22 protein-coding genes are annotated in these 26,508 nt (G+C 41.8%); 12 read left to right on the forward strand and 10 right to left on the reverse strand.

The features are described from left to right. Nucleotides 1-89: 89 nt before the first annotated feature. The gene (locus tag RE474_RS07235; protein WP_309309716.1) at nt 90-1,385 is read right to left on the reverse strand and encodes a UDP-glucose dehydrogenase family protein; all 1,296 of its coding nucleotides are present in this window, start codon (nt 1,383-1,385) and stop codon (nt 90-92) included. A gap of 144 nt (nt 1,386-1,529) precedes the next feature. Here RE474_RS07235 and RE474_RS07240 point away from each other — a divergent pair, with 144 nt between their 5' ends. Continuing rightward, entirely contained in the window at nt 1,530-4,649 is a 3,120-nt protein-coding gene (locus tag RE474_RS07240) for a DEAD/DEAH box helicase (protein ID WP_309309717.1), read from the forward strand. Nucleotides 4,650-4,867: 218 nt separating this feature from the next. Here RE474_RS07240 and RE474_RS07245 read toward each other — a convergent pair whose 3' ends face one another. From RE474_RS07245 to hisI, 3 genes are all read right to left on the reverse strand, one after another. Next, on the reverse strand, nt 4,868-6,427 hold the full coding sequence (locus RE474_RS07245; protein ID WP_309309718.1) for a hypothetical protein: 1,560 nt from the start codon (nt 6,425-6,427) through the stop codon (nt 4,868-4,870). A gap of 125 nt (nt 6,428-6,552) precedes the next feature. Next, nucleotides 6,553-8,394 carry a PINc/VapC family ATPase gene (locus RE474_RS07250; protein WP_309309719.1) on the reverse strand — a complete coding sequence of 614 codons (1,842 nt, stop codon included), beginning with the start codon at nt 8,392-8,394 and terminating at the stop codon, nt 6,553-6,555. A 108-nt stretch (nt 8,395-8,502) separates the two neighbouring features. After that, nucleotides 8,503-8,865, reverse strand: a complete 363-nt coding sequence (hisI, locus tag RE474_RS07255; protein WP_309309720.1) for a phosphoribosyl-AMP cyclohydrolase — start codon at nt 8,863-8,865, stop codon at nt 8,503-8,505. Between the two features lie 104 nt (nt 8,866-8,969). Here hisI and RE474_RS07260 point away from each other — a divergent pair, with 104 nt between their 5' ends. The 10 genes from RE474_RS07260 to RE474_RS07305 all read left to right on the forward strand — a co-directional run bounded on the left by RE474_RS07260 (nt 8,970) and on the right by RE474_RS07305 (nt 19,009). Further along, nucleotides 8,970-9,734, forward strand: coding sequence for an RAD55 family ATPase (locus tag RE474_RS07260; protein ID WP_309309721.1), 765 nt, complete (start codon nt 8,970-8,972; stop codon nt 9,732-9,734). Between the two features lie 88 nt (nt 9,735-9,822). Beyond that, on the forward strand, nt 9,823-11,058 hold the full coding sequence (locus RE474_RS07265; RefSeq protein WP_309309722.1) for a hypothetical protein: 1,236 nt from the start codon (nt 9,823-9,825) through the stop codon (nt 11,056-11,058). Between the two features lie 130 nt (nt 11,059-11,188). Further along, complete coding sequence (locus RE474_RS07270) at nt 11,189-11,518, forward strand: HesB/IscA family protein (protein ID WP_309309723.1); 330 nt, start codon at nt 11,189-11,191, stop codon at nt 11,516-11,518. Nucleotides 11,519-11,564: 46 nt separating this feature from the next. Then, a complete protein-coding gene (locus RE474_RS07275) occupies nt 11,565-11,915 on the forward strand; it encodes a nascent polypeptide-associated complex protein (protein WP_309309724.1) in 351 nt (116 codons plus the stop codon). Between the two features lie 394 nt (nt 11,916-12,309). Then, nucleotides 12,310-14,199, forward strand: coding sequence for an acetate--CoA ligase (gene acs / locus RE474_RS07280; protein ID WP_309309725.1), 1,890 nt, complete (start codon nt 12,310-12,312; stop codon nt 14,197-14,199). An 88-nt stretch (nt 14,200-14,287) separates the two neighbouring features. Continuing rightward, entirely contained in the window at nt 14,288-15,079 is a 792-nt protein-coding gene (locus tag RE474_RS07285; RefSeq protein WP_309309726.1) for a beta/alpha barrel domain-containing protein, read from the forward strand. A 200-nt stretch (nt 15,080-15,279) separates the two neighbouring features. Beyond that, the gene (locus RE474_RS07290) at nt 15,280-15,549 is read left to right on the forward strand and encodes a thioredoxin family protein (protein ID WP_309309727.1); all 270 of its coding nucleotides are present in this window, start codon (nt 15,280-15,282) and stop codon (nt 15,547-15,549) included. A gap of 145 nt (nt 15,550-15,694) precedes the next feature. Beyond that, a complete protein-coding gene (locus RE474_RS07295) occupies nt 15,695-16,681 on the forward strand; it encodes an MBL fold metallo-hydrolase (protein WP_309312223.1) in 987 nt (328 codons plus the stop codon). Between the two features lie 88 nt (nt 16,682-16,769). After that, nucleotides 16,770-17,186, forward strand: a complete 417-nt coding sequence (locus tag RE474_RS07300) for an EMC6-like membrane protein (protein ID WP_309309728.1) — start codon at nt 16,770-16,772, stop codon at nt 17,184-17,186. A 50-nt stretch (nt 17,187-17,236) separates the two neighbouring features. Then, the gene (locus RE474_RS07305; protein WP_309309729.1) at nt 17,237-19,009 is read left to right on the forward strand and encodes a ribosome biogenesis/translation initiation ATPase RLI; all 1,773 of its coding nucleotides are present in this window, start codon (nt 17,237-17,239) and stop codon (nt 19,007-19,009) included. Nucleotides 19,010-19,040: 31 nt separating this feature from the next. Here RE474_RS07305 and RE474_RS07310 read toward each other — a convergent pair whose 3' ends face one another. Further along, complete coding sequence (locus RE474_RS07310) at nt 19,041-19,838, reverse strand: alpha/beta fold hydrolase (protein ID WP_309309730.1); 798 nt, start codon at nt 19,836-19,838, stop codon at nt 19,041-19,043. A gap of 258 nt (nt 19,839-20,096) precedes the next feature. On the opposite strand from RE474_RS07310, the gene RE474_RS07315 reads away from it, so the two are divergent. Next, a complete protein-coding gene (locus RE474_RS07315; protein ID WP_309309731.1) occupies nt 20,097-20,780 on the forward strand; it encodes an AIM24 family protein in 684 nt (227 codons plus the stop codon). 67 nt (nt 20,781-20,847) lie between these two features. Here RE474_RS07315 and RE474_RS07320 read toward each other — a convergent pair whose 3' ends face one another. Genes RE474_RS07320 through RE474_RS07340 form a run of 5 tightly spaced genes read right to left on the reverse strand, consistent with a single transcriptional unit; the run spans nt 20,848 to nt 26,396 of the window. After that, complete coding sequence (locus RE474_RS07320) at nt 20,848-21,156, reverse strand: hypothetical protein (RefSeq protein WP_309309732.1); 309 nt, start codon at nt 21,154-21,156, stop codon at nt 20,848-20,850. 49 nt (nt 21,157-21,205) lie between these two features. Beyond that, nucleotides 21,206-21,619, reverse strand: coding sequence for a hypothetical protein (locus RE474_RS07325; RefSeq protein WP_309309733.1), 414 nt, complete (start codon nt 21,617-21,619; stop codon nt 21,206-21,208). Between the two features lie 28 nt (nt 21,620-21,647). After that, a complete protein-coding gene (locus tag RE474_RS07330; protein WP_309309734.1) occupies nt 21,648-23,471 on the reverse strand; it encodes a COG1361 family protein in 1,824 nt (607 codons plus the stop codon). Nucleotides 23,472-23,490: 19 nt separating this feature from the next. Continuing rightward, the gene (locus RE474_RS07335) at nt 23,491-24,561 is read right to left on the reverse strand and encodes an ABC transporter permease (protein WP_309309735.1); all 1,071 of its coding nucleotides are present in this window, start codon (nt 24,559-24,561) and stop codon (nt 23,491-23,493) included. Nucleotides 24,562-24,587: 26 nt separating this feature from the next. Continuing rightward, nucleotides 24,588-26,396: an ABC transporter permease gene (locus tag RE474_RS07340; protein WP_309309736.1), complete on the reverse strand. Its 1,809-nt coding sequence runs from the start codon at nt 26,394-26,396 to the stop codon at nt 24,588-24,590. Between the last annotated feature and the right edge of the window lie 112 nt (nt 26,397-26,508).

Raw genomic sequence — 26,508 nt, forward strand, 5'->3', positions numbered from 1 at the left:
GGCTCAGAACAATTGAAGATTATTCCTGAACATTAAAGGTACAGGGAATGTCCCTGATAACCTTTTGAAAAAAAGTAGATAAAATCTGTTTACCAGCAGATGCCTTCGTAATCGATCTCGGTGCTGAGCTTTTTCGGATTGATAAGATTTCTGCCGTCAATGACAACTCTGTTTGCCATGGCAGCAAACTCCTGATCCAGGTTCCTGAACTCGTTCCATTCTGTCATGATGAGGCAGCCGTCAGCTTCTGTGAGCGCTTCGGATGCACTCTTGCAGTATGCAACATCAGGGAACAGTTTCTTCATGCCTTCTTCAGCCATCGGGTCGTATGCGGCGATGTCAGCTTCAAGTTGCAGCAGTTTCTCGATAACAGGAATGGATCTCGATTCCCTTATATCATCGGTGTCGTTCTTGAAAGCCAGACCAAGTACGGCTATCCTCTTGTTCCTGAGGTCACCGATCTTTTCCTGAAGGAGCTCGATCATCTTCAGGGGCTGCCTGTTATTTACATCAACAATGGACTGGAGAAGTTCCGGTACGTATCCTATCTGGTTTGCTTTGCCGATAAGAGCTTTCACGTCCTTTGGGAAGCATGAGCCACCAAATCCAGCACCGCAGTTGAGGAACTGACGCTCTATCCTGAAGTCTGTTCCCACGGCATCCATGACCTCGTATGTGTTGATGCCAAGCTGCTTGCAGATGTTCCCTACCTCGTTGGCAAAGGATATCTTGGTTGCCAGGAAGGAATTGTTGACGTATTTGATCATCTCTGCTGTCCTTGGATTGGTGCGGGTGATCTCGCAGTCCAGCCTGCGATAGAGTTCTGATACGATAAAAGAAGACCTCTCATCTATTGCACCAACCACTATCTTGTCAGGGTGCATGAAATCGTAGACAGCCTTGCCTTCCCTGAGGAACTCGGGGTTCATTGCAATACCAAAGTCCTTTCCTGCCTTTTTGCCGGAGTATTCTTCTACTATCGGAAGTACGACCTTCTCGGTTGTTTCAGGCACTACTGTGCTCTTTACAACTACCACATGATAGTGATCTTTCTTTGCAATGGCTTTCCCAAGGCTGGCACTTGCAGCTTTGACTATTGAGAGGTCAATGCTCCCATCCTCTCCAGATGGTGTTCCCACACATATGAATGAAGCATCGGTGTTCTCAACTGCATAATCATAATCCGATGTGGCAATGAGTGTCTTCTGGCTGTACTTTGCCAGCAGTTCATCCAGTCCCTCTTCCCAGATAGGTGCTGTTCCCGCATTGATCTGTTTTACCTTTTCTTCATCAATGTCAATGCAGATAACTTCATGCCCGAGTTCCGCAAAACAAGCCGCTGAAACGGACCCTACATAGCCTGAACCAATAATGGATACTTTCATGATAAGATTCTCCTGAGGTGTAAATTGTTTGGGAGTGTATATTAGTATTTGGGATGTTTTTATAAAATACTCTTTCAAAAGCATTTTATTAATATATTCTTAATATCATTCTCTTAACAAATATTGATTGTGAATGTGGATGCTATGAAATCAGGACTGTATGAACATATTGTAAATGAATTTCTTTCAGAAAACTTGTTCGACATTGATGAGAAGCATAAGCATTTATCCCGACTAAATGATGCTGATAGCAACGATTATTTAGCACAATATCTGTATCGAGTTCTTTCTCATGGGTTATCAGAGATTAAAGGTGATAAGAATGGAAAAACAAAGATCGATAAACAGATAGAACTCTGCAATGAAATTGTAGATATTTTAAATCGCTATGGTATCGAAACCCAAGGTTTAGATATCTCTGAAACTGCTGAAAAACTCATGGCAGTATTAGATGAGAATCTAAGTGTTGATTTTTCACGTCCAGATACCCCACTTTCTTTAGGTGCACTGCTCACAGGTACAAGACAGGACCCTTCGCTAGTTTCTCAACTTAAAAAAGAGATTTTATCATCTGATAGGGTGGATATTCTTTGTTCATTCATAAAATGGAGTGGCATAAGGATACTCCAAGAAGAACTAAAAGAGTTCACTTCAAGAAAAGGAACTGAATTAAGAGTTATAACAACCAGCTACATGGGTGCAACAGATTCAAAGGCAATTGAATTTCTAGAAAGTTTACCAAATACCACTTTGAAGGTGAGTTATGATACTAGAAGAACAAGATTGCACGCAAAAGCCTATCTCTTTGAAAGGCAAACTGGTTTTTCTTCTGCATATATTGGTTCTTCTAATATCTCTAATGCAGCATTGACTGATGGATTAGAATGGAACATAAAAATTAGTCAGTATGAGCAGTCGTTTCAATGGGCTAAAATAAAAGCTACTTTTGATACTTATTGGAATGATAGGGAATTTGAGACTTATAAGAAAGATGACAAGTCTAGATTGATAAAGGCATTACAAGCAGAAAAATACGATAAAAATACTGAATTTATGATGCCAAATTTTGATTTAACTCCATATCCATTCCAAAAAGAAATTCTCGAATCAATATGGGCAGAACGCCAACTGAATAGAAACAAACACTTAATTGTAGCTGCGACAGGCACCGGCAAAACGATGATTGCAGCTTTTGATTTTAAGAAATTCAGGCCGGAATTTTTTGAATCCCATAAAAGAGAACCACGTTTATTGTTCATAGCACACAGAGAAGAGATTTTAAAACAATCGATGTACACATTTAGAATGGTTCTAAGAGATCACAATTTTGGAGATATGATGGTTGGTGGAAACATTCCATCAAGTACGGAACAAATATTTGCATCAATTCAAACATACAACTCAAAAGAAATTCATGATCTTTTAGATTCTGAATATTTCGATTATATTATAGTAGATGAGTTCCATCACGCAGCAGCACCTAGTTATAAATCACTTTTAGATCATGTAAACCCAAGCTGTCTGTTAGGTTTAACTGCAACTCCAGAACGTGCTGACAATTTGGATGTTAAAAAGTTCTTTGATAATCACATAACTGCAGAAATTCGTTTGCCAGATGCAATAGACAGAAAGTTGCTATGTCCCTTCCAATATTTTGGTATTACTGATAGTGTTGATTATTCCAAGTTGAAATGGCAACGTGGTGGTTATGTTCAAAGTGAACTCAGCGAACTTTACATTGCAAATAACCATCGAGCAGAAATGATTTGTGAAAAAACAGTACAGACTGTTTTGGATATCAGAAATGTTAAAGGTCTAGGTTTCTGTGTTTCAAAAGCACATACAGAATATATGTCTGGAATATTCAATAAATATGGAATTCCAAGCGAGTATTTAACTTCAGATTCTAGCAAAGATGTAAGAAGATCTGTTCAGAAAAGATTGCTAAATAAAGAGATTAACTTCATTTTTGTTGTGGATTTGTACAATGAAGGAGTTGACATTCCAGAAATAGACACAGTCCTGTTTTTACGTCCAACTGAAAGTTTAACAATATTTTTGCAACAATTAGGACGTGGACTTAGATTAAGCGATGATAAAGACTGCTTAACGGTATTGGATTTTGTAGGACAAGCAAACACAAACTATAGATTTGACTTGAAGTTCAAAGCATTGATTGAAAATATAGGTCAAGATATTGCTTTAGAAATAGAGCAAGGATTCCCACATTTGCCTGCTGGTTGTAGTATAGAATTAGAAAGGAAATCTAAGGAATACATATTAGATAACATTAGTCAGTCTCTCAATCTAAGACGACAAACAATTGTAAATAGAATTTCTAGCTTTGTTGCTGACACGGGAATTGAATTATCTTTTGACAATTTCATAAATTACTACAATTTAGACCTTGATGATATCTACAAAAAGATGTGTTGGTCTAGAGCACGTGTAGAAGCTGAAATCATTGATAATTTCAATGAACCTGATGAGGATAAATTAACAAGTGGTCTTAGAAGGATTCAACATATAGATGATAGAAGTTATATTGATTGCGTTCTCAGGCACCTAGCTGGCAGAAATATCGATGAAGATACTCTATCTGAAAAAGAAAGATACTATTTGACAATGTTCATTCTAACTATCTGGAATAAGGAAAAGTTTGCTTCATTAAAAGATGCATTTTCTAAGTTGCTAGATAATCCTGTAATCTATGATGAAATAATTATGCTTCTAGAATACAAGAAGAACATCATTAGAACGATTTCTCCTGAAATAAGCTTGCCATATGTTTCATCTCTAAGTTTGCATTCTAAATACACGCAAGCAGAAGCGCTTGCTGGACTTGGATATTTTGATTTGCAAAATAATCATACAGTGCAAGCTGGTGTGCTACCCATCAAGGATAAAAAGACAGATGTGTTTTTCATTACATTGAACAAGAATGAAAAGGACTATTCTCCAACTACGATGTACAATGACTATGCAATTAATGAAAATCTATTTCATTGGCAAAGTCAGGCATCAACTAGGGTTGCTTCAAAAACTGGACAAAGATATATCAACCACAAAAATAGGGGTCAAACAATACTTCTTTTTGTGAGAGTAAACAAAAGCATCAATTCTTTAGCTCAACCTTACTATTTCTTGGGACCGGTGGAATACTTAAGTCACGAAGATGAAAAACCTATCAACTTCGTATGGAAACTAAAGTACCCAATGCCTGCTCACTTATTAAGAGAAACTGCACGGCTTATAGTTGGGTGACCACAAAGCCTACACAAGTTTGTAGTCACTCTTCCCGTCACTCCATCCCCTTCTGATACTGCTCGACCAGAAACTCCAGTGTATCCTCAAGCTTATTCTCACTCGAAATAGCTGCAAATGCTGGGTTTGTTGTTGTGGACAGGCCGAAGATTTTTCCTAATAAGGTTGTGTTGTTGGGGAAGAATTAGAGCCGTATGAGTTAATGCTTCACCTTAATTCTAGTTAATTTCCGCATCCTGAGCTGTTCCGATCTCATACGGCTGGTCGAATGCTATTCCTGTGATCATCCAGTCTGCTTCGCTTTTTTGCAACTGGAAATATACCGGAATGACCTTGGGTTCATTCTCATTACCCATGATATTAAAGGTGACTGCAGTACAATTGCTTTCAATTACCGCAATGTCATTTTCAACATCTGCTGATACGATGTTGAACTCTTTGATGCCACACGCTTCTATTCCATTGTTGTTAACCAACATCTGGATACTTGTAGGTACAAGGAAGTCCTGTCCCTCGCATAGTTTGAAAGCAGTGGTGAAATCACTTTCATTCACTGCATTAAAGAAAATTATAATCACATTCTCGGCAGAGGCGGATGAAGAAGCATATTCTCCCCCTATTTTCTCCCTTATTAAGGGACTTTGTATCAGGTAGAGGGCACTTATCATGAGAATAACAATGATCAGTGTCTGTTGCATCAATTTTTTCTTTGATTTTTCTGGCTTACTAATAGTTTCTCTCTCTCTTCTGACAGAAGCAGTGCTTCTAAGTGATCTTATCTCTCTTTCCGAAGTAAAAAGCTCCTGAGGATATGATGTAGTTGAATCTATATTTTCAGTTATTTCTATTTTCGGCTTACTTTTAACCTCTTTCAAATAAGATTCATACATTCTTGCAACATCAGCATCTTCCGGCTTTTGAATATTATGTTCCTCTTCTTTTAGAGTGTCTAAGCTGTCTTTTTGCATTCCCCTGTTCGGGGCATTGATCGAAGAACCTCTATTGTCGGTTGCGAATTTATTTCTTGAAACCACAGTATCGATTATACTGGTTACCAGTTCATTTTTGATGAAGCCGATATCCTTTGCAGAATTGACCGTACTAACAAGGTGCTTTAGCTCTGATACGATTTCGTTTAGAAAACCATCTAATCCGGTCTTTTTATCAGAAGCTGCTCTGAACATCACCTGTGTAAGTCCTTCATTCTCTTTTATCAGGGCTGTGAGCAGGTAATGAGTATTCCCATCAGATTCACCCGAGAAATGCAGCACATTAGCTCCTGAAATTGTGTATCCATCTGCAACATAGAGGTTTCTTGCGCAGGTCCGCATCAGGAATGAGATTAGTTGCTCTGCGCTGATGCCTTCATAATTTATACCTGTATCAACTGAATGCCATGAACCTGATAACTGAAGAAACTCGTTTTTTGTAGTCTGTTTTGGGTGCAGGAATGGACAGATGCAATGAACCTCCTTTGCCTGCATGGCAGACATGTGCTTTTCCTGATTCGTGTCACGATAAATGATACTCGCTTCGATCTTCTCGTTGTGAATACATGTCTCGGGTTTAAGTGTGAATTTTGCAGTTCGGGCGATGGTAGGGTGGATGTCTCCAAGTTTAAGGACCCCGTCTCCCTGCAACTCGAAAATCGATTCATTGTAATCAAGGACGATTTGCACGTCAGAAATAACGATGTCTGTATTATTGGTGATCCTTATCCCGAATATGATGCTGTTGTCCGGAAGAACCTCATATCCACGTTTTATATCGATATCCATTCTAATTAAAAATTAATTATTTTTGCATATAAATAGGTTTTGAGCTCAACAATTGCATTCATAGGATTAGTTAATGGAGAATGAAAATCAATAAAAAAAGAAAAAGATTCGTGATGACAGCATCATCATATCTCTTTTACCCAGATGACTTCTCCTTCCTGCAAGGCATACATAATATCATGTGCGACCTCCGAATCAGACCGGACCTTGATATCTCCATGCCTGCCAACAGTTGCTGAGAACAGGAATCCTTCGCCTGCGTAGACTTCAACATCTCTTGTTGCAGCTTCAGGTACATTTAGGATCACATGCTTTCTGCTGCGCTCGATTATTGGATGATGTTCCTTCTTCTCACGAGGTCTGCGTTCCTCTCCGTCTTCGAACTTACGCACATCAATATGGATTCCCAGTGACCTTTCAATTTCATCTATGGTCTTTCCACCTTTACCGATAACTCTTGGCAGATCCTTGTCCCTTACACGTACAAAAGCACGGTTGTCTGAGACCATTTCCACCTCAACCGGACCGTTGACGTAATTGCTGATGTAATCCTGGACTTCCCCTTCAGCCAGTTTCCAGGAGGGACTTCTTTGCTTCTCGCTACCTAACGGCATAACTACGACCTGCTCGCCGTAGGTGTATATCTCAAACTCGCTCTTTCCCGTCTCAAGGTCAGAAACAAGAATGACAGGTCTTGCAAGGTCCTGTTCCATCATTCCGGCAGGAACTTTCACAGTGAACTCAAGCACCTGTACCTTTGCGATCTCACCCTTGTCGATGAAAATAACCGTATCTACAACCTGTGGAATAACACCAAGTTCCACCCTGCCGATAAGTCTCTGGATAGCGTCTACTGCGCGGTTTGCATGGACAACTCCCAGCATACCCACACCGGCAAGTCTCATGTCAGCAAAGGTCTCGAAGTCCTTGGTCTTGCGCACCTCATCATATATTGTATAATCCGGACGCACAAGCAGAAGCACATCTGCGGTGTTCTCAAGACTTCCGTCAAGAGGTGCGTATTGGGTGATCTCATCAGGAACCTGCAGGTCGCGTGGAGATTCCATGGTCTTGACCACAAATCCCTTGTCTTTCAGGTAGATTGCAACTCCTGCTGCAAAAGTGGACTTACCTGCACCAGGTGGTCCTGCTATGAGAATTCCTCTCTGGCTTCTGATTCTTTCTTTGAGCACATCACTTAAGCGGTACTCTTCCAATGAAACCGAGGCGATAGGTCTTACGATTGTAATCTCCACATCATCTGAGAATGGAGGTGTGGAAATAGCAATCCTCATGTTCCTTATCTGCAGTACCGTTGCACCGCTGAATGACATTTCAGTGAATGATTCCTGATCGGAGCGTGCCCTGTCAAGCAACTCCCTGGATATCATTTTCAGTTCATGATATGTGCATGGCTCATCCCTTATCTTCACATACTGCACATTTCCAATGGAACCTCTCTTTGCCATTGGGGATACTTTGTGTTTCAGGTGCACTGACATTGTGTTAGGTGTGAAAAAATCATCAACGAGAAGTGGTCCGAATTCCTCAATTGGCGGCTTGACAAAATCCACATCAAGTCCTTTTGCTTTTGCAACAAGTGACTGGACCCTGTCACCTGTGACAAATTTAGCTTTAAGTTCAACTGCTGTCTCTCTGATAAGGGCATCTATCTCTCCACCCTTTGCAAGTTTTACCTGGTCAGAATTAGGTCTGACACCCGTGAAAAATAATCTGATATCGCCGCTTTCAGCGAATTTCTGGAGTTCCTGTACCTCTTCAAGGCCTTTGTATCCGATCTCAAGCCCACGGTTTGCCTGGGCTTCCAGCTCAGCCATGACTGCTTCAGGCACATAAATATCTACATCCCTGAGTCCCTCATCACGTATCCTTCCGGAAAGGATGCCGTCTATGACCGCACTGGTATCAGGAACTATTATTTGTCTGTTCTGTGAACTCTCTTCCATAATTACGAATAAGCTGTTGCTTCTATAAATTATATTGCCACTCTACTTCAGGTAGCATAAAAAAAGAGTGACTGCTGTTTATATTAGCAATCAATTACACATGTAATTTCAGTAAACATCTTCCGGATCGAAAACTTTCTCTCCGACTTCCTTTCCATCTATTGTCCTGAAGAAGCATGATCTGAAACCGGTGTGGCATGCTCCTCCTGCCTGCTCGACCAGCATAAGTATGGCATCCATGTCGCAATCGATGCGGATCTCGACTATTTTTTGTGTATGGCCTGAACTTTCTCCCTTCTTCCAGAGACTCTGCCTGCTGCGGCTCCAGTAATGAGCGATACCTGTCTCTATTGTTTTTTCAAGGGCTTCCCTGTTCATGAAGGCACACATAAGCACTTCTTTAGTAATACTATCCTGTGCGATGGCCTGGATGAGACCATTGTCATATTTCAGATCATCGAGATTTATCATGTCCACCACTAATTGCTATATACTATAAAATACTATTATCTATCAGTATTAATATAATTCATTATGAATTAATCATAAATATTTTTATTATCAGGGGTATAACTATGGATTACAGTTTTGATGGTACAGGTGGATTCAGAATCCCTACAGGTATAGCCGGACTTGATGTACAGCTTGGAGGAGGAGTTCCTCCGGGATCAACTATTCTCCTTCTTGCAGAACCGGGAGCAAATTCTGAGATGTTTGCTCAGCAGTTTGTTTATGGCGGCCTTCTGAACAATGAAGATGTTTTCTATTTTACTTCTGAACATCCGGCTCAGGAGATAGTCCATGAGATGGAGGACATGAAATGGGACGTAGAAAAATATATGGATGATGGCCATCTTCAATTTGTCGATGCATATCTTCCAAGATTCTACAGTGTCCTTCCCAAAGAGTTAACTAGCGACCTGTCAGCAAAGGATTTCCTTAAAAAGGGAATAGATTCCATGGGTCTTCTTAAAGCAACCGTGAGGCAACCAAGAGACCAGAAGTATCGGGGCGTTGTGGATTCCATATCATATTTCCTGCGTGCTTACAACCTGAACAGTGTGGTGGAAGCTATTGAAATGATATCTTCTATTGGAAAAGCCACAGGATCCATTCAGCTTATATTGATGACAAGCGGCATGCATGACTCTATTACAGAGAACACGTTGCGTCATATCTGTGACGGGGTCATAGAATTCAGGATAAAAGAACGTGGAAGTGAGATTGAAAGGACCATTATGATACGAAAGATGCGTGGAATGCTGGTTCCTAACAGGACGATTTCCTACATGGTAACCCATAAAGGAATTGAACTTGAAACGACCACCCGTGTCCTCTGATACTGGCTCTTTTCAGGGTCTTTTTACCTTTACTTTTTTATTCACAGAAAGCTATTTTAGTTAACCGGTAAAATGGATAATGATCATAATGAAACAGGAACTAGTGCGAATATTGAGGGATATTTTCATATCAGCGGGCTATGATATGTCCGAATCATTCAGGTTTGACCTTATAGCCGAAAAGGACGGCTCAAAGACGTTCATTAAACTTTCATATAATCCTGACCTTGAAGATATAAGGGACTTTAAAGGACAGGTGACAGAAGGCCAGGCTCTCTACATACTGGCAGGAGAGGTTACTAACTCATTCTTACTCAATGCACGCGACATCGGTCTGACCGTGTGGACACGTGACGATATGGCTGTAAGGATCGGCAGGGCGATACTTGCGGATATGGAAGGAACGACTAAGGATCTTCAACTGCTTGATGGGCTATGTACAAAGAAACCTGCTTCCAGCAGTGTTGACGAGGTTGCAAAAGAGGCTATTAATGCGATATTTGGTACAGGTTCGTCACCCCATGTAGAAGAAAAAGCTCTTGAAGAATCTCTTGCATCACGTCCGCCAAGATCCCCTTTTATTCCGGACGAAAAACCTATGGAAGTTCAGTATTATCGCCCTCGTGCAGCTCCTCCATCTGTGGAAATGACTCCAGAAGGCTCTTATGTATCTGAAGCATTTGATGAACCTGAAGTAAAAACTGAAGAAGAATTTATTCAGGAACCTCTTCCGGTTCTGGAAAAACCAGCTACTCAGGAGCCAGTAGTTATGAGCCTTCACTCTCCGCCGGTGAATATATCTGTTGATAAGGCCTACTCCTTAGCTGCTCCGCATATCCGTGGTGCAAACGCAGCAATACTGAAATTCGTACCTTTCTGGATGTACAGTTACTCCCTTAATGTGGAACACCGTTACCGTTCCAAGATCATAGATATTTCCGGAGATGGTTCAGGTTATCTCAATGCTCTGAATGGTAATCAGGAGGAAATGCGTCTTCAGAATATCCAGAAGACCGTTGCTGTGCCAAATGTGGAATATGATGTCAAGATGCCTGCAATCACTGAGGAAGAAACGACTAAAAAATTGCTTGAAGATGTCATTGAGGAATATACACGCGACCTGCGTTTTGATAATACACAGGGTGATGCGATCATCTCCGAACACAAAAGGTTTAAGCCAGCAGCATCAGATATTAATCTTAGTGTAGAACTTGTCTATGTGCCTGTATGGGAAGTTAAAGGTCAGAGAAATTCAGTCGAGATCAACGCTTCAAGTGGTGAAGTTCTGCGTAATCCAGTTGATGATGATGTGGAATTTGTATAACCTTTATATCTTTGACAGGTGCCCAGAAAGTTCGTACTCATGCGAATAAACTTATATATCAAAAACACATATAAGGGATTACCCGGTAGTCACCTTGTATCAATTTCAAACAAATAATGAGGAATCAACAATGGTAGAAATAACTGACAATGCAGCAGTCGAATTAAAATCACTGCTTAAGGAACAGGGTAAAGAAGGTCTTGCTCTCAGAGTATTCGTTGCAGGCATGAGCTGCTGCGGTGTGCAGTATGGAATGTCACTTGAGGACGAGATCAGCGAAGAACATGACCTTGTAGTTGAGGACAAAGGACTTAAGGTCGTCATGAACAAGGACGATGCAGATAATCTTTTAGAAGCAAAGATCGATTACGTGGATGGTCCATCCGGTAAGGGCTTCATCATCGATAACAATAACGGCGGTGGCTGCAACAGCTCATCCTGTGGTGGCGGTTGCTGCTAAGCAACAATTATCTGGCTTATTAAACAATTTCATATAAGGTGATTACATGTTTCCGGGAATAGGTGGCAGGGGAATGAACCCTGCAAAAGTCAAACAGATGATGAAACAGATGGGTATAAACATCACTGAGATCGATGACGTTGAACAGGTTATTATCAGAACACCTGCAAGGGATATCGTTTTTAACGATGCCAATGTCTCAATTATGAATGCTCAGGGTGTGGATACTTATCAGATAGTCGGTACTCCGGAAGAGGTCGCCAGGGAAGTCCAGATACCTGATGATGATGTGAGGCTCGTTGCAGAGCAGACAGGAGTTTCCGAGGATCAGGCACGTGAAGCATTGAAAAATGCCAACGGTGATCTGGCAGAAGCAATTCTGGCACTCTCATCATAAATTCTTTTTCTCTTTTTTAGTTATTTTATCTCGTCTTGAGTTTATTCTTTTATATTCGGTTTTCAGGTTTGGCTGTTGTTTTAACCGTGACAGTTGCTAACATATATCTCATATTTATTCATACAAAAAGATCCACTTTTATGGTGTTTTATCGTTCTAGAGACCAAAATAGGTATATAATATCGTCATGATTATACATGATAATTGAGGAGTAGCTAGCTTTAGACTGCTCTTTCAATGCGGTCCCTTTCATGTCCCGGGGTTCCACCTGGAACCTTTGTTTGTTCTTCAAAATGACATGAGACGGTTGCTCTGCAGGTATTGGTTCAAGACCTTGAGATAACTCGAGGTCATGAAATAAACATAATGATTATTGATTATGAATGGAGTAAACATGTCTGAAAATTTTGATGTCAAATTGGATGGGAAAAGCTATCTTCCTGATCCTTCCGTCAAAGAAAATTCATGGATAGGCGATTATGAAACTGCTTACAATGAATTCTTAAAAGATCCTGAAAAACACTGGGAAAACGTCGCTGAAGAACTTGAGTGGTTCGAAAAATGGGATAAGGTCAGAGAATGGGACCATCCACATGTAAAGTGGTTTACCAATGCTAAAATGAATATCACTTACAACTGTCTTGACAGGCACGTGATGAACGGTAAGAGAAACAAGGTAGCTATCATCTGGGTAGGAGATGATGGCGAGGAAGTTGTTCTCACATATCGTCAGCTTTACCGTGAGGTTATGAGATTTGCCAATGGTCTCAAATCCCTTGGTGTAGAGAAAGGTGATCGTGTCTGTATCTACATGCCATTTGTCCCTGAGCAGATCATAGCAATGCTTGCATGTGCACGTATCGGTGCTGTACACAGCGTTGTTTTTGGTGGGTTTGGTGCTAATGCACTTCACTCAAGGATCAAGGATGCACAGGCAAAGATAGTCATTACTGCTGATGCAAGTCTGAGACGTGGTAAAAGGATTGACCTCAAGACTCTTGTGGACGAGGCTGTTGTTAATGCTTCCAGCGTTGAGAAGATCGTAGTTCTCAGAAGGATGACTCCGCAGATGGAGCTTTTCTCTGAGATTGAGGTTGATTTCTACGAGATCATGGAAGATGTAGAAAAGGAATGTGAGCCAGAAGTAATGGATTCCGAAGATCCGCTTTTTATCCTTTATACCAGTGGTACGACAGGTCCGGCAAAGGGAATTGTGCATGCATGTGGTGGTTACATGGTCGGTACATATTATACAACAAAGAATATGTTCGACCTCAAAGAAAGCGATGTCATGTGGTGTACGGCAGACCCTGGATGGATTACCGGTCACAGCTACATAGTATATGGTCCGCTTGCCATGGGAGCGACTATCCTGATATCCGAGACTACTCCTGATTATCCGGACCCTGGAATCTGGTGGAGCATGATAGAGGAGTTCGATGTTACTATCTTCTACACGGCACCTACGGCTATCAGAATGTTTATGAGAATGGGTGAAGAGTGGCCTGAAAAGTACAACCTCAGCTCGCTGAGGATACTGGGCTCGGTAGGTGAACCTCTCAACCCTGAGGCGTTTGAATGGTACTATCGTGTAATTGGTAAGGAAAAGTGTCCGATCCTCGATACATGGTGGCAGACAGAGACCGGAATGCACATGCTCACAACAGCTGTCGGTGAACCAATGAAGCCAGGTTTTGCAGGTCGTCCTGTTCCGGGCATCATTGCAGATGTCGTTGATGAGAATGGCGAACCGGTTCCTGCAGGAACAGGTGGTTTCCTTGTTATTAAGGAACCATGGCCTTCCATGATGAGGACGGTTTACAACAACGATGAGAGATATCGCCAGTACTGGAGTACCGTCGGGAACTACTACGCAGCAGGCGACCTTGCTGTAAAGGATGAGGACGGCTACATCATGATCCTCGGACGTTCCGACGATGTCCTGATCGTTGCCGGTCACAACATTGGCAGTGCAGAAGTTGAAAGTGCCCTCGTTTCCCACGAAGCTGTTGCAGAAGCAGCAGTAATAGGAAAACCTGACCCACTCAAGGGAGATTCCATCAAGGCTTTCATCATTCTGCGTATGGGCTACACAGCCAGCGATAAACTCAAACTGGAACTTGTCTACCACGTAAGAATGAACCTCGGTCCGATAGCAATTCCATCAGAGATCGAGTTCGTGGAATCCCTGCCAAAGACCCGAAGCGGAAAAATAATGAGACGTCTCCTCAAGGCACAGGAACTTGGCCAGGACCCTGGAGACATTTCCACACTGGAGGACTGATTCCTCCTTTCTTATTTTTCTTTCTTATTTCTTTTAAAATAGCAATAGTTATGAATCATACGTTACTATTACTCATGCAGGTGACAAAATGATAGACTTTTTTGACCTTTACCTTGCAGAGGATTGCCCATACGGAGATGAGACCACCGAACTTCTTGAGATTCAAGGCAGCGGCAGGCTTCGTATCAAATCAAGAGAACATGGTGTTGCGGCCTGTATGGATGACCTTGCAGTTTTCTACAGGAAAAATGGTCTCGAAGTCGTAAGCATGGTTGCAGATGGGGCCGAGTTCAACCCTAATGATGTTATATTTGAAGCTCAGGGTGACCTGCCAACTATTTTCAAACTCTGGAGGATATCACAGACATTCCTTTCAATGGTCTGTTCCATTGCATCAAAAACACGCTTTGCTGTCGAACTTGCAAGAAAATCAAACCCTGACATAATGGTGGCAACAAGCCGCAAGACACATCCGGGATTCAGGAAATATGAGCTTAAGGCTGTAAAGATAGGTGGAGGTGACCATCACCGTAACTCTCTCAGTGATTCAATTCTTATCACGCAGAACCACCTCGATATCATGGAAAAGCGTGTAAAGCTCAGGTCCATGCGCAAGATAGAGATCGAGCCAAGGACAAGAGAGGAGGCTTTCGAGTCAGCTCCGGTTGCAGATGTGCTCCTGCTTGACCATTACAGTCCGCAGGAGCTGGAAACCCTTGTTCCGGAGTTACGTGCCCTGAATCCAAAGCTTGAGGTTGGAGCAGGTGGAATTGATCTTGGAATGATCTCTGACTATGCAAAGCATGTAGACTTTATTGTGACCACTGCTCCGTATTATGCCAAACCGCTGGATCTCACTTCCAAGATAAGAAGGATTTGAGTATAAAAACAACGCGAAACTTTTAAATACTATTATCAACATGGTTGTGTATGTTCCTTGCATTACCGGTGCAAGGAGACTTGTGTGTTTTGAATTTATCTAACAACAAGAAGTCGCTTTCCGCTTAATGGTGATGGATGCAAATAAATATCATTGTTCCTTCATATTAAGCAATATTACAAATTATTAGAGGTATTCATATGAGCAAAGTAGAACTTTTGGATTTCAGTGCAACATGGTGTGGACCTTGTAAGATGCAGAAACCTCATCTTGAAAAAGTTGAAGCCGAACTTGCAGGCCAGATCGAAGTAAAGGTCGTTGATGTAGACCAGAACCAGAGTCTTGCAGCACAATATGGTATTCAGGCAGTACCTACACTTATCATCCTTAAAGACGGGGAAATTGTAAAGCGCTTCACAGGCCTTACTACCTCAGGAATCCTCCTTGAGGAGCTTAAAAAGGTGCTTTAAGCACCTGCTTTTCGTTTTTGATATCTGTTTTCAGGTCATCTAAGACCAGCTTATTTTTATCTTTTCTTGAAAAAGCGTAAATAGCTTAAGATCATTCCAGTCTCGAGGGATACAGGAATTGAAAGAACTGGTTGATCTTGGTGTAATGGTTTTCAGGGAAAAGAATTCCCGCGGTACATTCAAACCTCATCTTTCTATAAAATTCAGATCAATCGAAGGAGAACTTGTAACTTTTTCTATCGACACAACCCGTACACCTGCAAAATACCAGCAACCGGATGCTTATCTTATCACTCATGCGCATTCTGATCATCACGGCAAATCCGCAATGCTTTCTGACCGTGCAGTCTGTTCTGAAAAGACCGCTATTGCACTTGAGATCCGTCATGACCGCAAGTATGCCGGCAGGACATTCAAAGTTGGAGAAACCATCGAGGTAAGCGGCGTAAAAGTTCACACATTCCCGAATTTCCATACGGTTGGCTCAGTGGCATTCATGTGGGAGAACGAAGTCGGAACCCGCATACTTGTCACAGGTGATGTGAAAGACGCTTCCATGCTTCCTGAATGTGATCTTCTTATAACCGAAGCCAATTACGGCGATCCCGGTGACACAACATGTTATTTTGATGACGACCTGGAAGGTTTTGAGAACGCTTTCAGGGACAATTCCTCAATTGCCTTTGGAGCTTATGCATTCGGCAAAGCTCAAAGAGCTGTGGAACTGCTAAGAGGTTTTGGCTATGACGGTGTCATTGAGATGGAGGACCAGTCTCTCTCCCTTACACGTACTCTTCTTGAGGATGCCGGGGAACTTGAATATCTTGGCAACTGCTGCGGTGACAGTATAAGTATAGTACCGCCCTGGGATCTGGACAAACTGCCATCCCATATTTCTAAATTCGTAATGACAGGGCGCAGTGATTATCGTTATCCTGCAATCCAGATAAGTGATCATCTTGACGCGCGTGGGCTTGTAGATATGGTGAAAAACATCGATCCTGAGTTCACTGTTGTCTATCATCCGAACGGTCATCGTCCAGGAAGATTTGCAAAACATCTCGATTCCATCGGTTTTAATGCACTTTCAATTGATAAGATCGAGAATGTCCTGAGCAATGAATTTGTATGAAGTTCACTCTGGCAGGATAAACATTTATATAAGTACTTGATTTTATAGTACCCACACTATCCAAGTTGTACCAGGAGATCAGATCACTTTGTCAAAACCATCCAACAAAAAGCAGTCAGTGGACAATACTGAAGTAAAACCCGCTGATGATGCGCAACCAGCTCCTACTCCATCCCACGGAAGATCACAGTTCAAGGTGAGAACACCGGAGGAAAAGAAGCAGGCTCATAAGGAGGGAATCATCAAAACGGCAGTTGCTGCTATTATAGGCATAGTGGCAGGTATTATTGCCTATACGCAGCTTGGTGAAGGCATTCCCACTGAAACTGGTTATGAGTGGTATGTTATACTGATGTTCATAGTCGGTATTTCCTTCTATGTCATGAAATTCTCATTCCCTATATTCAAGATAAAGCCAAAAGAGTTTGGTTTTAAGGACTGGTTCTACGTTGAGTTCATAGTTATCGACTTCTGTCTTCTAACATGGACATTGCTTCTGAATTGATCTTCTATTTTTATCTTTTATTCATTTTATTTTATTGACAGGGATCTTACATGCGAATTGCTATATTGAACAAAGACAGGTGTCAGCCAAGACGCTGCAGTCATGAATGTGAAAAATACTGTCCCCGTGTGAGAACGGGTGACGAGACCATTATCTTTGGGGATGACGGAAAACCAATAATCTCCGAAGAGATGTGCGTAGGTTGTGGTATATGTGTCCACAAGTGTCCTTTTGAAGCTATAATGATCATTGGTCTTCCTGAGGCACTAACTGAACCAACCCACAGGTATGGTCCGAATGGCTTTGCACTGTACGGCCTGCCGGTGCCACAGGTAGGGAAAGTAACAGGTATCCTTGGTCCCAACGGTATCGGTAAAAGTACCGCAGTCCAGATTCTGTCAGGAACTCTTGTCCCTAACTTCTCAGAGGATAACAGCAACTGGGAAAGGGTACTTCATCACTATGCAGGTACAGCCCTTTACGATTATTTCAGTGATGTAGTTGATGGTGACATAAAAGTTTCACAGAAGCCTCAGTATGTGGACATGATCCCAAAGGCTTTCAAGGGCAAGACAAGTGAGCTCCTTGACAAGACCGACGAAAGAGGCAAGCTCCCTGAACTTGTTGAACGCCTGAACCTTTCACATGTAATGGACCGCAAGATCACAGAGCTCAGTGGTGGTGAACTCCAGAGGGTTGCCATTGCAGCCTGTGCAGCCAAAGATGCAGATTTCTACTTCTTTGATGAAATAAGTCCTTATCTTGATATCTACCAGCGTATCAACTCCGCACAGCTCATTCAGGAGATTGCCGAGGACAAGGCGGTTCTTGTTGTAGAACACGACCTTGCCATACTTGACATGCTTGCGGATGCAGTACATGTGGCATACGGTGAGCCAGGTGGATACGGTGTGATCACTCATCCAAAGGGTGTGCGTATTGCCATTAACCAGTATCTCAAAGGCTTCCTGCCTGAAGAGAACGTGCGTGTAAGACCTGAAGCAATTAAGTTCGAGGTCCACCCTCCAAGGGTTGAAACCGATATCAACACACTTCTTGATTATGATGCTTTCTCCAAGAAATACGGTGAAGGCTTCTCACTTTCAACCGATGGCGGTTCACTGAAAGAGGGCGAGGTTCTGGGAATTGTCGGTCCGAACGGTATTGGTAAGTCTACATTTGTGAAGATACTTGCAGGTGAGATAGAACCTGATGAAGGAAAGCTTGACCACAACATCAAGATAGCATACAAACCACAGTACATCAAAGCTGACAGTCCTATGCAGGTTCGCTATTTCCTGGGAGGTCTTTCAAATAAATTCAATAGCAGTTACTTCCAGACCGAGGTTGCAAAACCTCTGAACATTGAGAGGCTCTATGACCGCATGCTCACAGAGCTCAGTGGTGGAGAACTCCAGAGAGTAGCGATTGCTGCATGTCTCTGTCAGGAAGCAGACATGTACATTCTTGACGAGCCAAGTGCTCACCTTGACGTAGAACAGCGTTCTATGGCAACAAAGGTCATCAAGAGATTCGCCGAGAACAACGGTAAGACCGCAATGGTAGTTGACCACGACATTTACATGATAGACATGCTCAGTGAGCGTCTCATTGTGTTTGAAGGTGAACCGGCAGTTTACGGAAAGGCACACCAGCCTTTAAGCATGCAGGATGGTATGAACAAGTTCCTTGCAAATCTGGATATCACATTCAGGCGTGATGAAGATACTTCCCGTCCAAGGGTCAACAAAAAGGACTCAAGGCTTGACAGGGAACAGAAAGCCAAGGGTGAATATTACTATCATGACGTTGCTGATGAATAATTATTCATCAGATTTTTTTCTTTTATTTGCTTCAGCTTTCAAGCTCTTTTTCAAGGACCTGATAGAACTCTCTGGATGCATGTCTTTCCAGCCACGGATAATGACCACAGTTCTCAAGCAGGATGAACCTGAAGTTTTCCAGTATACGTGAGAGAGGTTCCTTTACACCTTCATATGGATGCGGGTCATAATCTCCATGAATGGCAACTACCGGACAATGGATGTCTTTTCCCATATTCAGGAGTTTTTTTGTTCTTCTCAGGTAATCAGCTTCTTCCCACACTCTTTTATTGAGATTATAACAGTCATGACAAAATGTCTGATTGATTTCCAACATTGATTCCAGGTCAAAGGAATCAGCATCTGACATGAGTTTTCCGAATCTTGCAAAGGCAACGTTCTTATTGCTCACCGCAGGATTGTTCATACTTGTACTCAGGTGCAGGTATTCCTGCCTTCCGCTTTCACCAAGCCTTTCAAGTCTGGTAGACATTATAGATCTGGCATAGTGTTCCTCAAATGGTCCGCTGGCCACAAGAATTAGCTTACTGACATAAGTAGGGTAACGTGCGGTGAACATAAAAGCCAGCCATGCTCCCCATGAATGTCCTATCAATGTTACTGGCAATTTTGCATGCTTTTTGAGCATTACTCTGAGTTCACTAATCTGCCCGTCAACACTCATGGCAGTCTGTAAAGGTTCCAGTACACTATGTCTGTCTGAAAGGTGTTCGGCCATATCAGTTACAGTTCCGGGAGCTCCGGGTCCTCCATGTATGACTGCAATTTTGTAAGGTTTTGGACCGTGCTTTATTGGGTTAGAGTACATTTCATATTCACAGTTGAGATATATTTATATGTGACATATTTATATATTATTCGTCTACAAAAGCAAGATTAATTTACCGAATGTGATTTTTCACCTGGATGTGGTATTATAGCTGAAAGTAAATTCTATAACAACATTAACGTTCTTGATAGTGTCGATAAAGGAGATTTCAAAGCAGAGATCATAGAATATAAATCTCTCACAGGAAGCAAGGATCCTTCACTTGCAAGGCACCTGTACTATATACAGCAGGCAGGCATGACCCTTAAGCAGATAAAGGTCACATTGAACAACAGCGGCGTGATCGTAGAACCCGGAGCTCTTTACTTCCAGAAAGGTAACATCACATGTGATGCAAACATAGGTGGTGTTGGTGGTCTTGCAAAGAAAATGATCAAGAACAAGCTCACAAACGAATCCACTTTCAATCCGCTTTACAAGGGTTCCGGTGAGATATTCCTTGAACCAAGTTTCAGTCATTTCATCATTGTAAGTCTTGATAATGGTTCAATAATTGTGGACAAAGGTATTTTCTATTGTGCAGAATCAAGTCTTGAAGTAGGCGTTGCAAGTCAGAAGAACATCACAGCAGGTCTTTTCGGTGGCGAAGGATGGTTCCAGACCAAAATTAGCGGAACAGGTACATGCATACTTGAAAGCCCTGTACCAATGTCTGAAATTCTTAAATATAACCTTGACAACGAGCGCCTTCAGGTTGACGGAAACTTTGCTCTCCTCAGGTCTGATTCAGTAAAATTCAGTGTCGAAAGATCAGGCAAAGGAATTGCCGGAAAGCTTACATCAGGAGAAGGTCTTCTTCAGACATTCGAGGGAACAGGTGCCGTATGGCTTGCACCAACACAGCCAGTCTACAGTTCAATTGCATCAAGTGGTGTTTCATCACTGGCAGCAGCACCATATAACAAAAATAATCCGGCATAAGAGGAGTAATTTGCTCCTTCTTTTTATGCACTTATTTTAATTATATCATATTTCAGTTTTTATAGTTCTAATCATCTTTGTTGATACCTTTTCTGAAACTTCTGGCGTAGCTGTAAGCCTGGTATATGTTGTAGATCCAGAATGCAATTAAAATGAATAGTGGTAATATAAGGTGAGATGTGACTATCAGTATGAAAGCCAGGACAAAATAAAAAGAGCCTCTGCCAAAGTCTCCGTTGTACATCTGTCCCAGTCCGGGGAATACTGCGGAATACAGTCCGGCTCTCCAGGCTCTTGGTTTGAACTCCTCGTTGACAGTCACCACATCATCATTGCTTTCCATTAGTTCTTCGGCGTTCAGGCATACCCTCCTCATAAGTCTATGTTAAAAAAGATGTGTTATTTGCATAACACTTTTGTGCCCCTTATTTTTTGTTGCTAAGGATATTTTTGACGTTTCCAATAGCATCGTACACGCTTTTATCCAGTTTAGCAGAAACGCCGTTTTTCATAGAACCATCGGCATTTTTCTTCAGCCTCATACCCTTTCCCAGATACCATGTGAGGAATTCCGTATACAGAATAACTCCAATGAGAGTGGACCAGATCATAAGCAATATGTGGAAGTTATTCACCGGTACAAGTCCGTTAACCAGCGACATCTGCTGGATGGAAAGAAAAGCAATTGATATGTCAGGTACCACAAAAATAAATACAAGAGGGATTGCCAGTAAAATGATAAGTGCAAGCCTGGATGACATATTGATCAGGACAAAGAGCACTACAATTACAAACAAGACAAAAAGCATTGAAGATCCTATAAACGCTGCAATATTCATACTCAATTCCTGATTTATATTTTTTTCATTACTTATATACTCTGGATATAAATAAATATGCGAATGTCGGCACGATTGCAATTATAGCTAAAAGGCTTGCAAAAGATGAAACAAGGAATTTCATGACATCTACACTTGTAATATCCGGGTCTGCAACAGATGTATCACCGGGGTACGAAGCCGATGCATCCAGCTGATTGTAGGTTTGTTCATAGTATTGATTATCTGCATCAACAGGTACGTCATCAATGAAAAGGAAAAGTTCATCTGAAACGACATTATCCTTCTTATCATTCTCATCCGTAAGACTCAGTTCGGTTTCAGGCAGGTAGTATTCTCCAGATCTTTCAGCCTTTACAATATATGTGAACTCATTTGTTGTTCCTGCTTCAAGTGTCCCTTGCCATTCACTTTCACCGTTCACATAACTGAGTTCATCCGGGATGTCTTCCCTGAAAGAGATATCGATATCTTTGTCTCCTTGATTTGTAACTTTGAGGGTAACATCAATTGTTTCTCCCACAACCATGTAGCTGGAACTTATTTCTTTCTGGAGTATTACCCTGGAACCGCTTACATGGAATGTTCCGTCGATCACGTTGGATTGCATCGTGTAAGTTTCACCGCTATCTTTCCAGACAACAGTTGCAGGCTCAAAAGTAAAATCTCCCGGCTCGGTTGAAGATGTAAAATACCCGATGCTTTTTGTTTCTCCTGCAGAAAGAGCCATTGACCACTCAGTGCTTTCAATATCATTTGGTATAAATTCAGGAGGCAGGATATCAGTAACTGTGACAGCTGTCTGGAAATTTGCTTTGTTAGCAACTGTAATATTGATCTGGAAATACTGTTCAGTTCCAAATTCAGGATCTTCGGATGCTTTCTCTTTAGAGATCACTTCTTTTTCAATGGAAATATAGGAATTGACCGTTGCTTCCGTTTTTATCTGGTCCTTGTATTTATTTCCCCTGTAGTCATATCCTTCTACACTGGTAGTGATCGTGATATTTCTGGTAACAGGCTCAATATAAGGCTTTATACGTATCTGGAACTTTTTCTTTTTCTGCGGGTCCAGTATGGAATGTTGTTGTGTTACAAGTTCTACTTCACCATCATCACATTCAGTGGTGAGTATGATTCCATGCAAAGGTATTGTTCCGTTATTCGTGACCACAAGTTCGTATTCCACATAACCATCCGGTTCATAGCTTTCCTGAAGATTTCCAACATCGATCTGGATCTGAGGTGCACCAGGCTTGAGCGTTTCGATGAAAACTTCCTGAGTGTCCTTGTTGATGTACACAATATTAATCATGAAATCCTCTGAGAACTTTTCATAAGCACCGCTGGTGTATGTCCTCTCATACTCTTCCCCATCCAGTTTGACAACAACATCTGCCGTACTTCCGTTTATTCCTTCAAGCGTAATGCGATAATTATTTCCTGAAAGTGAGTCTCCTGCTTTAAATGCTGTCTTTGGGATATCTGTGACCCACACAAGTTCGGATTTATGCTTGTATATCTCTAGAGAAATCTTGTTATTCTCTATAGAGACAACATTGATCTTCAACTCACCATCATAGATGTGTTCATTGTTAACTCCTGCATCCACGTCAAAAGACTCCATGAAAATAGAGTTGCTGTATATTAGCAGAGTTGCTGTGAGTAAATTTACCTCGTTGATCTCGTTTACTTTGACTGTAAATCCTTCAAGATATGCTCTTTCTCCAACTCCAAGTTCATACGAACCTTGGAAGATCCATATATCTTCCTCTTTAACTGCAGTGGAATTAACAGGATTTATGAATGTCATCAGGATAATGGTCAATAAAAGCAGCCGGGTCAGTCGCATTATTATCATCCGTGTATTTTTAAATGTTATGTGGGTCTTTTTTGATAACCAGCATTGTTGCCAGGTATAGGAACAGTGCCAGTAACAGGTAAATACCGGTCCATGTCCAGCTTTCTATTGCAGTGATACTATCAATGGAAAGCCGTGTTACAAGGTTAAGTGGGGAATTTGTGAAGAGGTACGATGACATGAACAGGAATATCAATACAAGTGAGTACAGTAGCTGTGCTACACCCCTGTCTTTGAAGAACACTGCAATTATGGTACTTGAGAATACAAGCACGGATGCTATCAGTGTGACTATCAGCAAAATCTGAAGTGAATGGCTTATAGATATCCGGTTCATGGACAGGAGCAGAATCCACACAAATGATTGCAGCGGTACGACAAGGATCGCAAGTATGGCTTTACCGCTTATGATCTCAAGCAAAGATGCGGGAGATGCAAGAAGCAAGTCCATTGTTTTGCGTTCATACTCTTCAGTTATGAAATCAATTATAAGGCCGCCGGAAATGAAGGCAGGTGTGAATACCAGTAGTGGCAGCAGTGCCACATAAACGAATTCAAAGAATGTTGATGAAGCATGCACTCCTCTTTTAATGATATTGAATTCTATGGGTGAATATCCCGGAAGTCTCTGTGCCCTGACATCCCTGGCACTCTGTTCGTATTCTTCCAGTGATTCCTTCAGCTGTAGAGATATGACCGTTGCTTTGATTTCTGATTTTGGCAGGTAGATGTCAACGTTGAGCAGGTCCGTGCCTTCGGCTGTTCCAAGGGGAGTTACTATGATAGCATCAATTTTCCGGTCAAAGAAGTCTCCGTAGGCCGGAATAAAGTCATCGTACAGGTAAGTCTGCACATTGTTTTCTATCAGTATGTTGTAGAGTTCATCATCCTGAGTTCCAACAACTCCGATGTTAACTCCATCAAAGTCGACATTTCCAAGCGCTGTTGGGTCATAGAAAGATGTCAGGCCAATGACAAGGAAGGTTGAGAATGATGCTATGAAAAGCTGGATTATAATTGCAAGTATGAAAGTTTTCTCTGTAAGGAGGTCTTTGAATTCTTTCTTCGCCACAGTTTTCATTTTCCTGCACGAGTTTCCCGTCTTTCTCAGAATAGCAGCCCCCTGAGAATTGTCATGTTATATATGGTGTGGAAAATTGTTGCAGCCACTACTGCATATTTATAGGCACCAGGTCCCTTCCAGTACATTACCAGTGAACTGATTATTATGGTTGTTATATGCAGAAGCAGCGGTATAAGCAGTAATGCACCCATTGTCATCACTGTCCCGAAAGCTGAACTTGCAATAGGTGCAAGTGTAAGTACAGCAACGGCTTTTTCTCCAACAAAGAATCCTGCACCGGACAATATTGACAGGCGTATGGCATTTTTGAATGTAATCTCGCTTATCTTTCTCTTGAAAAGTGTATAGATTCCTATGGATTTGACTATCTCTTCAGCCAGTGCTGACAATATGATCATTGCAATAATCGAATAAGGAACCGGCAGGTTGAAAAGCATGACAATGAGCATGAGCTGTGTCATATAAACTACAGGGATGAAGATGATACTGAGGAAAAAGACAGACCCGTAGCGGTATGAAAGGAACATTTCAAAGCAGTCTATTATCTTTGAACCTATTGATTTCTGAGTGAACAGGTCCTCTTCCCTGAAGATGGAGGTTCCGAATGCATAAACTGCTCCTGCTACAAGATAGAATGGTAATGTGGAGAACAGGTATGTGTTCATGGGCACTGATTCTCCTTCAATGAGCCTCACTATCAGGGTGATCGGGGAAATGGAACTTATTGCATGGATGTTTGCAAACATTGCCGGGAAGAACAGGTATCCTGATATCACGACTGAAAGGAAAACGCTTGCAAATGTAAGTTCCTTGAAACTCCTTGAGAGGATTGCGCTGTAAAACGAAAGTGCAAAGAAGAGTAGTATTACCGGCATTATTGCAGCCAGTATCAGGACAATTCTCTCCACATCAGCAAGTGTAGATGGTATCTTGAGTATGTACAGGGTTATGGCTGCCTGGATTGCCATTGTTATTACAAGGTATGGTACAGTCTTGCCAATAACAATGTCCCTGCTTTTAAGCGGTGCTATTAACACAAGCTCTCCTTTGCGGTTGGTACGCTCATCCATCAGGCTGGTGGAGTAGAATTGTGATACGAAATATATCGGGAATATGAACAGGAATGCGTAAAGTATTGCTGTAAAAGGAACAGGTGGGTTGAAGTTCGATGGTGTTGCAATGGTCTGCCTCTCAAAGAATGTCTTTCCTTGCATGGCATCAAGTGCCTCGATGTCTTCGGGAGAAATTGTTGATGAACCGGTCCTCACACTGCCATCACCACTTGCAGCTTCACTTCCTCCTGGAACGCTCTCCAGTACGGCTGTCCTGTTGTAACCTCTGCTGAGTTCATCCAGTGTATCCGTGGCTCCTGCAAGCTGGAAGTCCTGGGGTCTTTCCAGGTCATGGACGGTAACCCACACCGGGTGAGTATTGTTAATGTCATTATATGAGCTGAGTACGATCTCTCTGTACTCTTTGAATGTATTTTCAAGTGCGTCACCTGCAGAGGCCGCTTTTCTGGTGTCGGCCAGGTAGACATTGTTGCCGATAATGGCCATGTCAGCTCCGTATTCATAGTATACGGTGGCCTCATACCTATCCACAAGCATGTAGTCAAATCGCTGGTCCGTTTCAATAATTGGTTGCACGTCTGGCTGGGAAAAAGCTACAAGGTATATCTTCTGGTTCATGCTCATCCCGGTTTGTGATGCAGCGTAGGATGATGCTACCACAAGTATGAGTGCCATCATGAGCATGATTATTGAGCGTGCATCAAATTTGAGTTTTGATCGCATTAGCTCCCATTTTGCGATAGTTAACCAGCCTGGCATAGTTATTTTATTAGTAATCTATTATATTAATATTTGTTTCATAAATATACTGTGTATATAAATTAAAAAGAGTTATATGTACTGAAACCCCCACTATTTAATGATATATTTC

The organism is Methanolobus sediminis (genome assembly GCF_031312595.1).
In the GTDB taxonomy this organism is placed as follows: Archaea; Halobacteriota; Methanosarcinia; order Methanosarcinales; family Methanosarcinaceae; genus Methanolobus; species Methanolobus sediminis.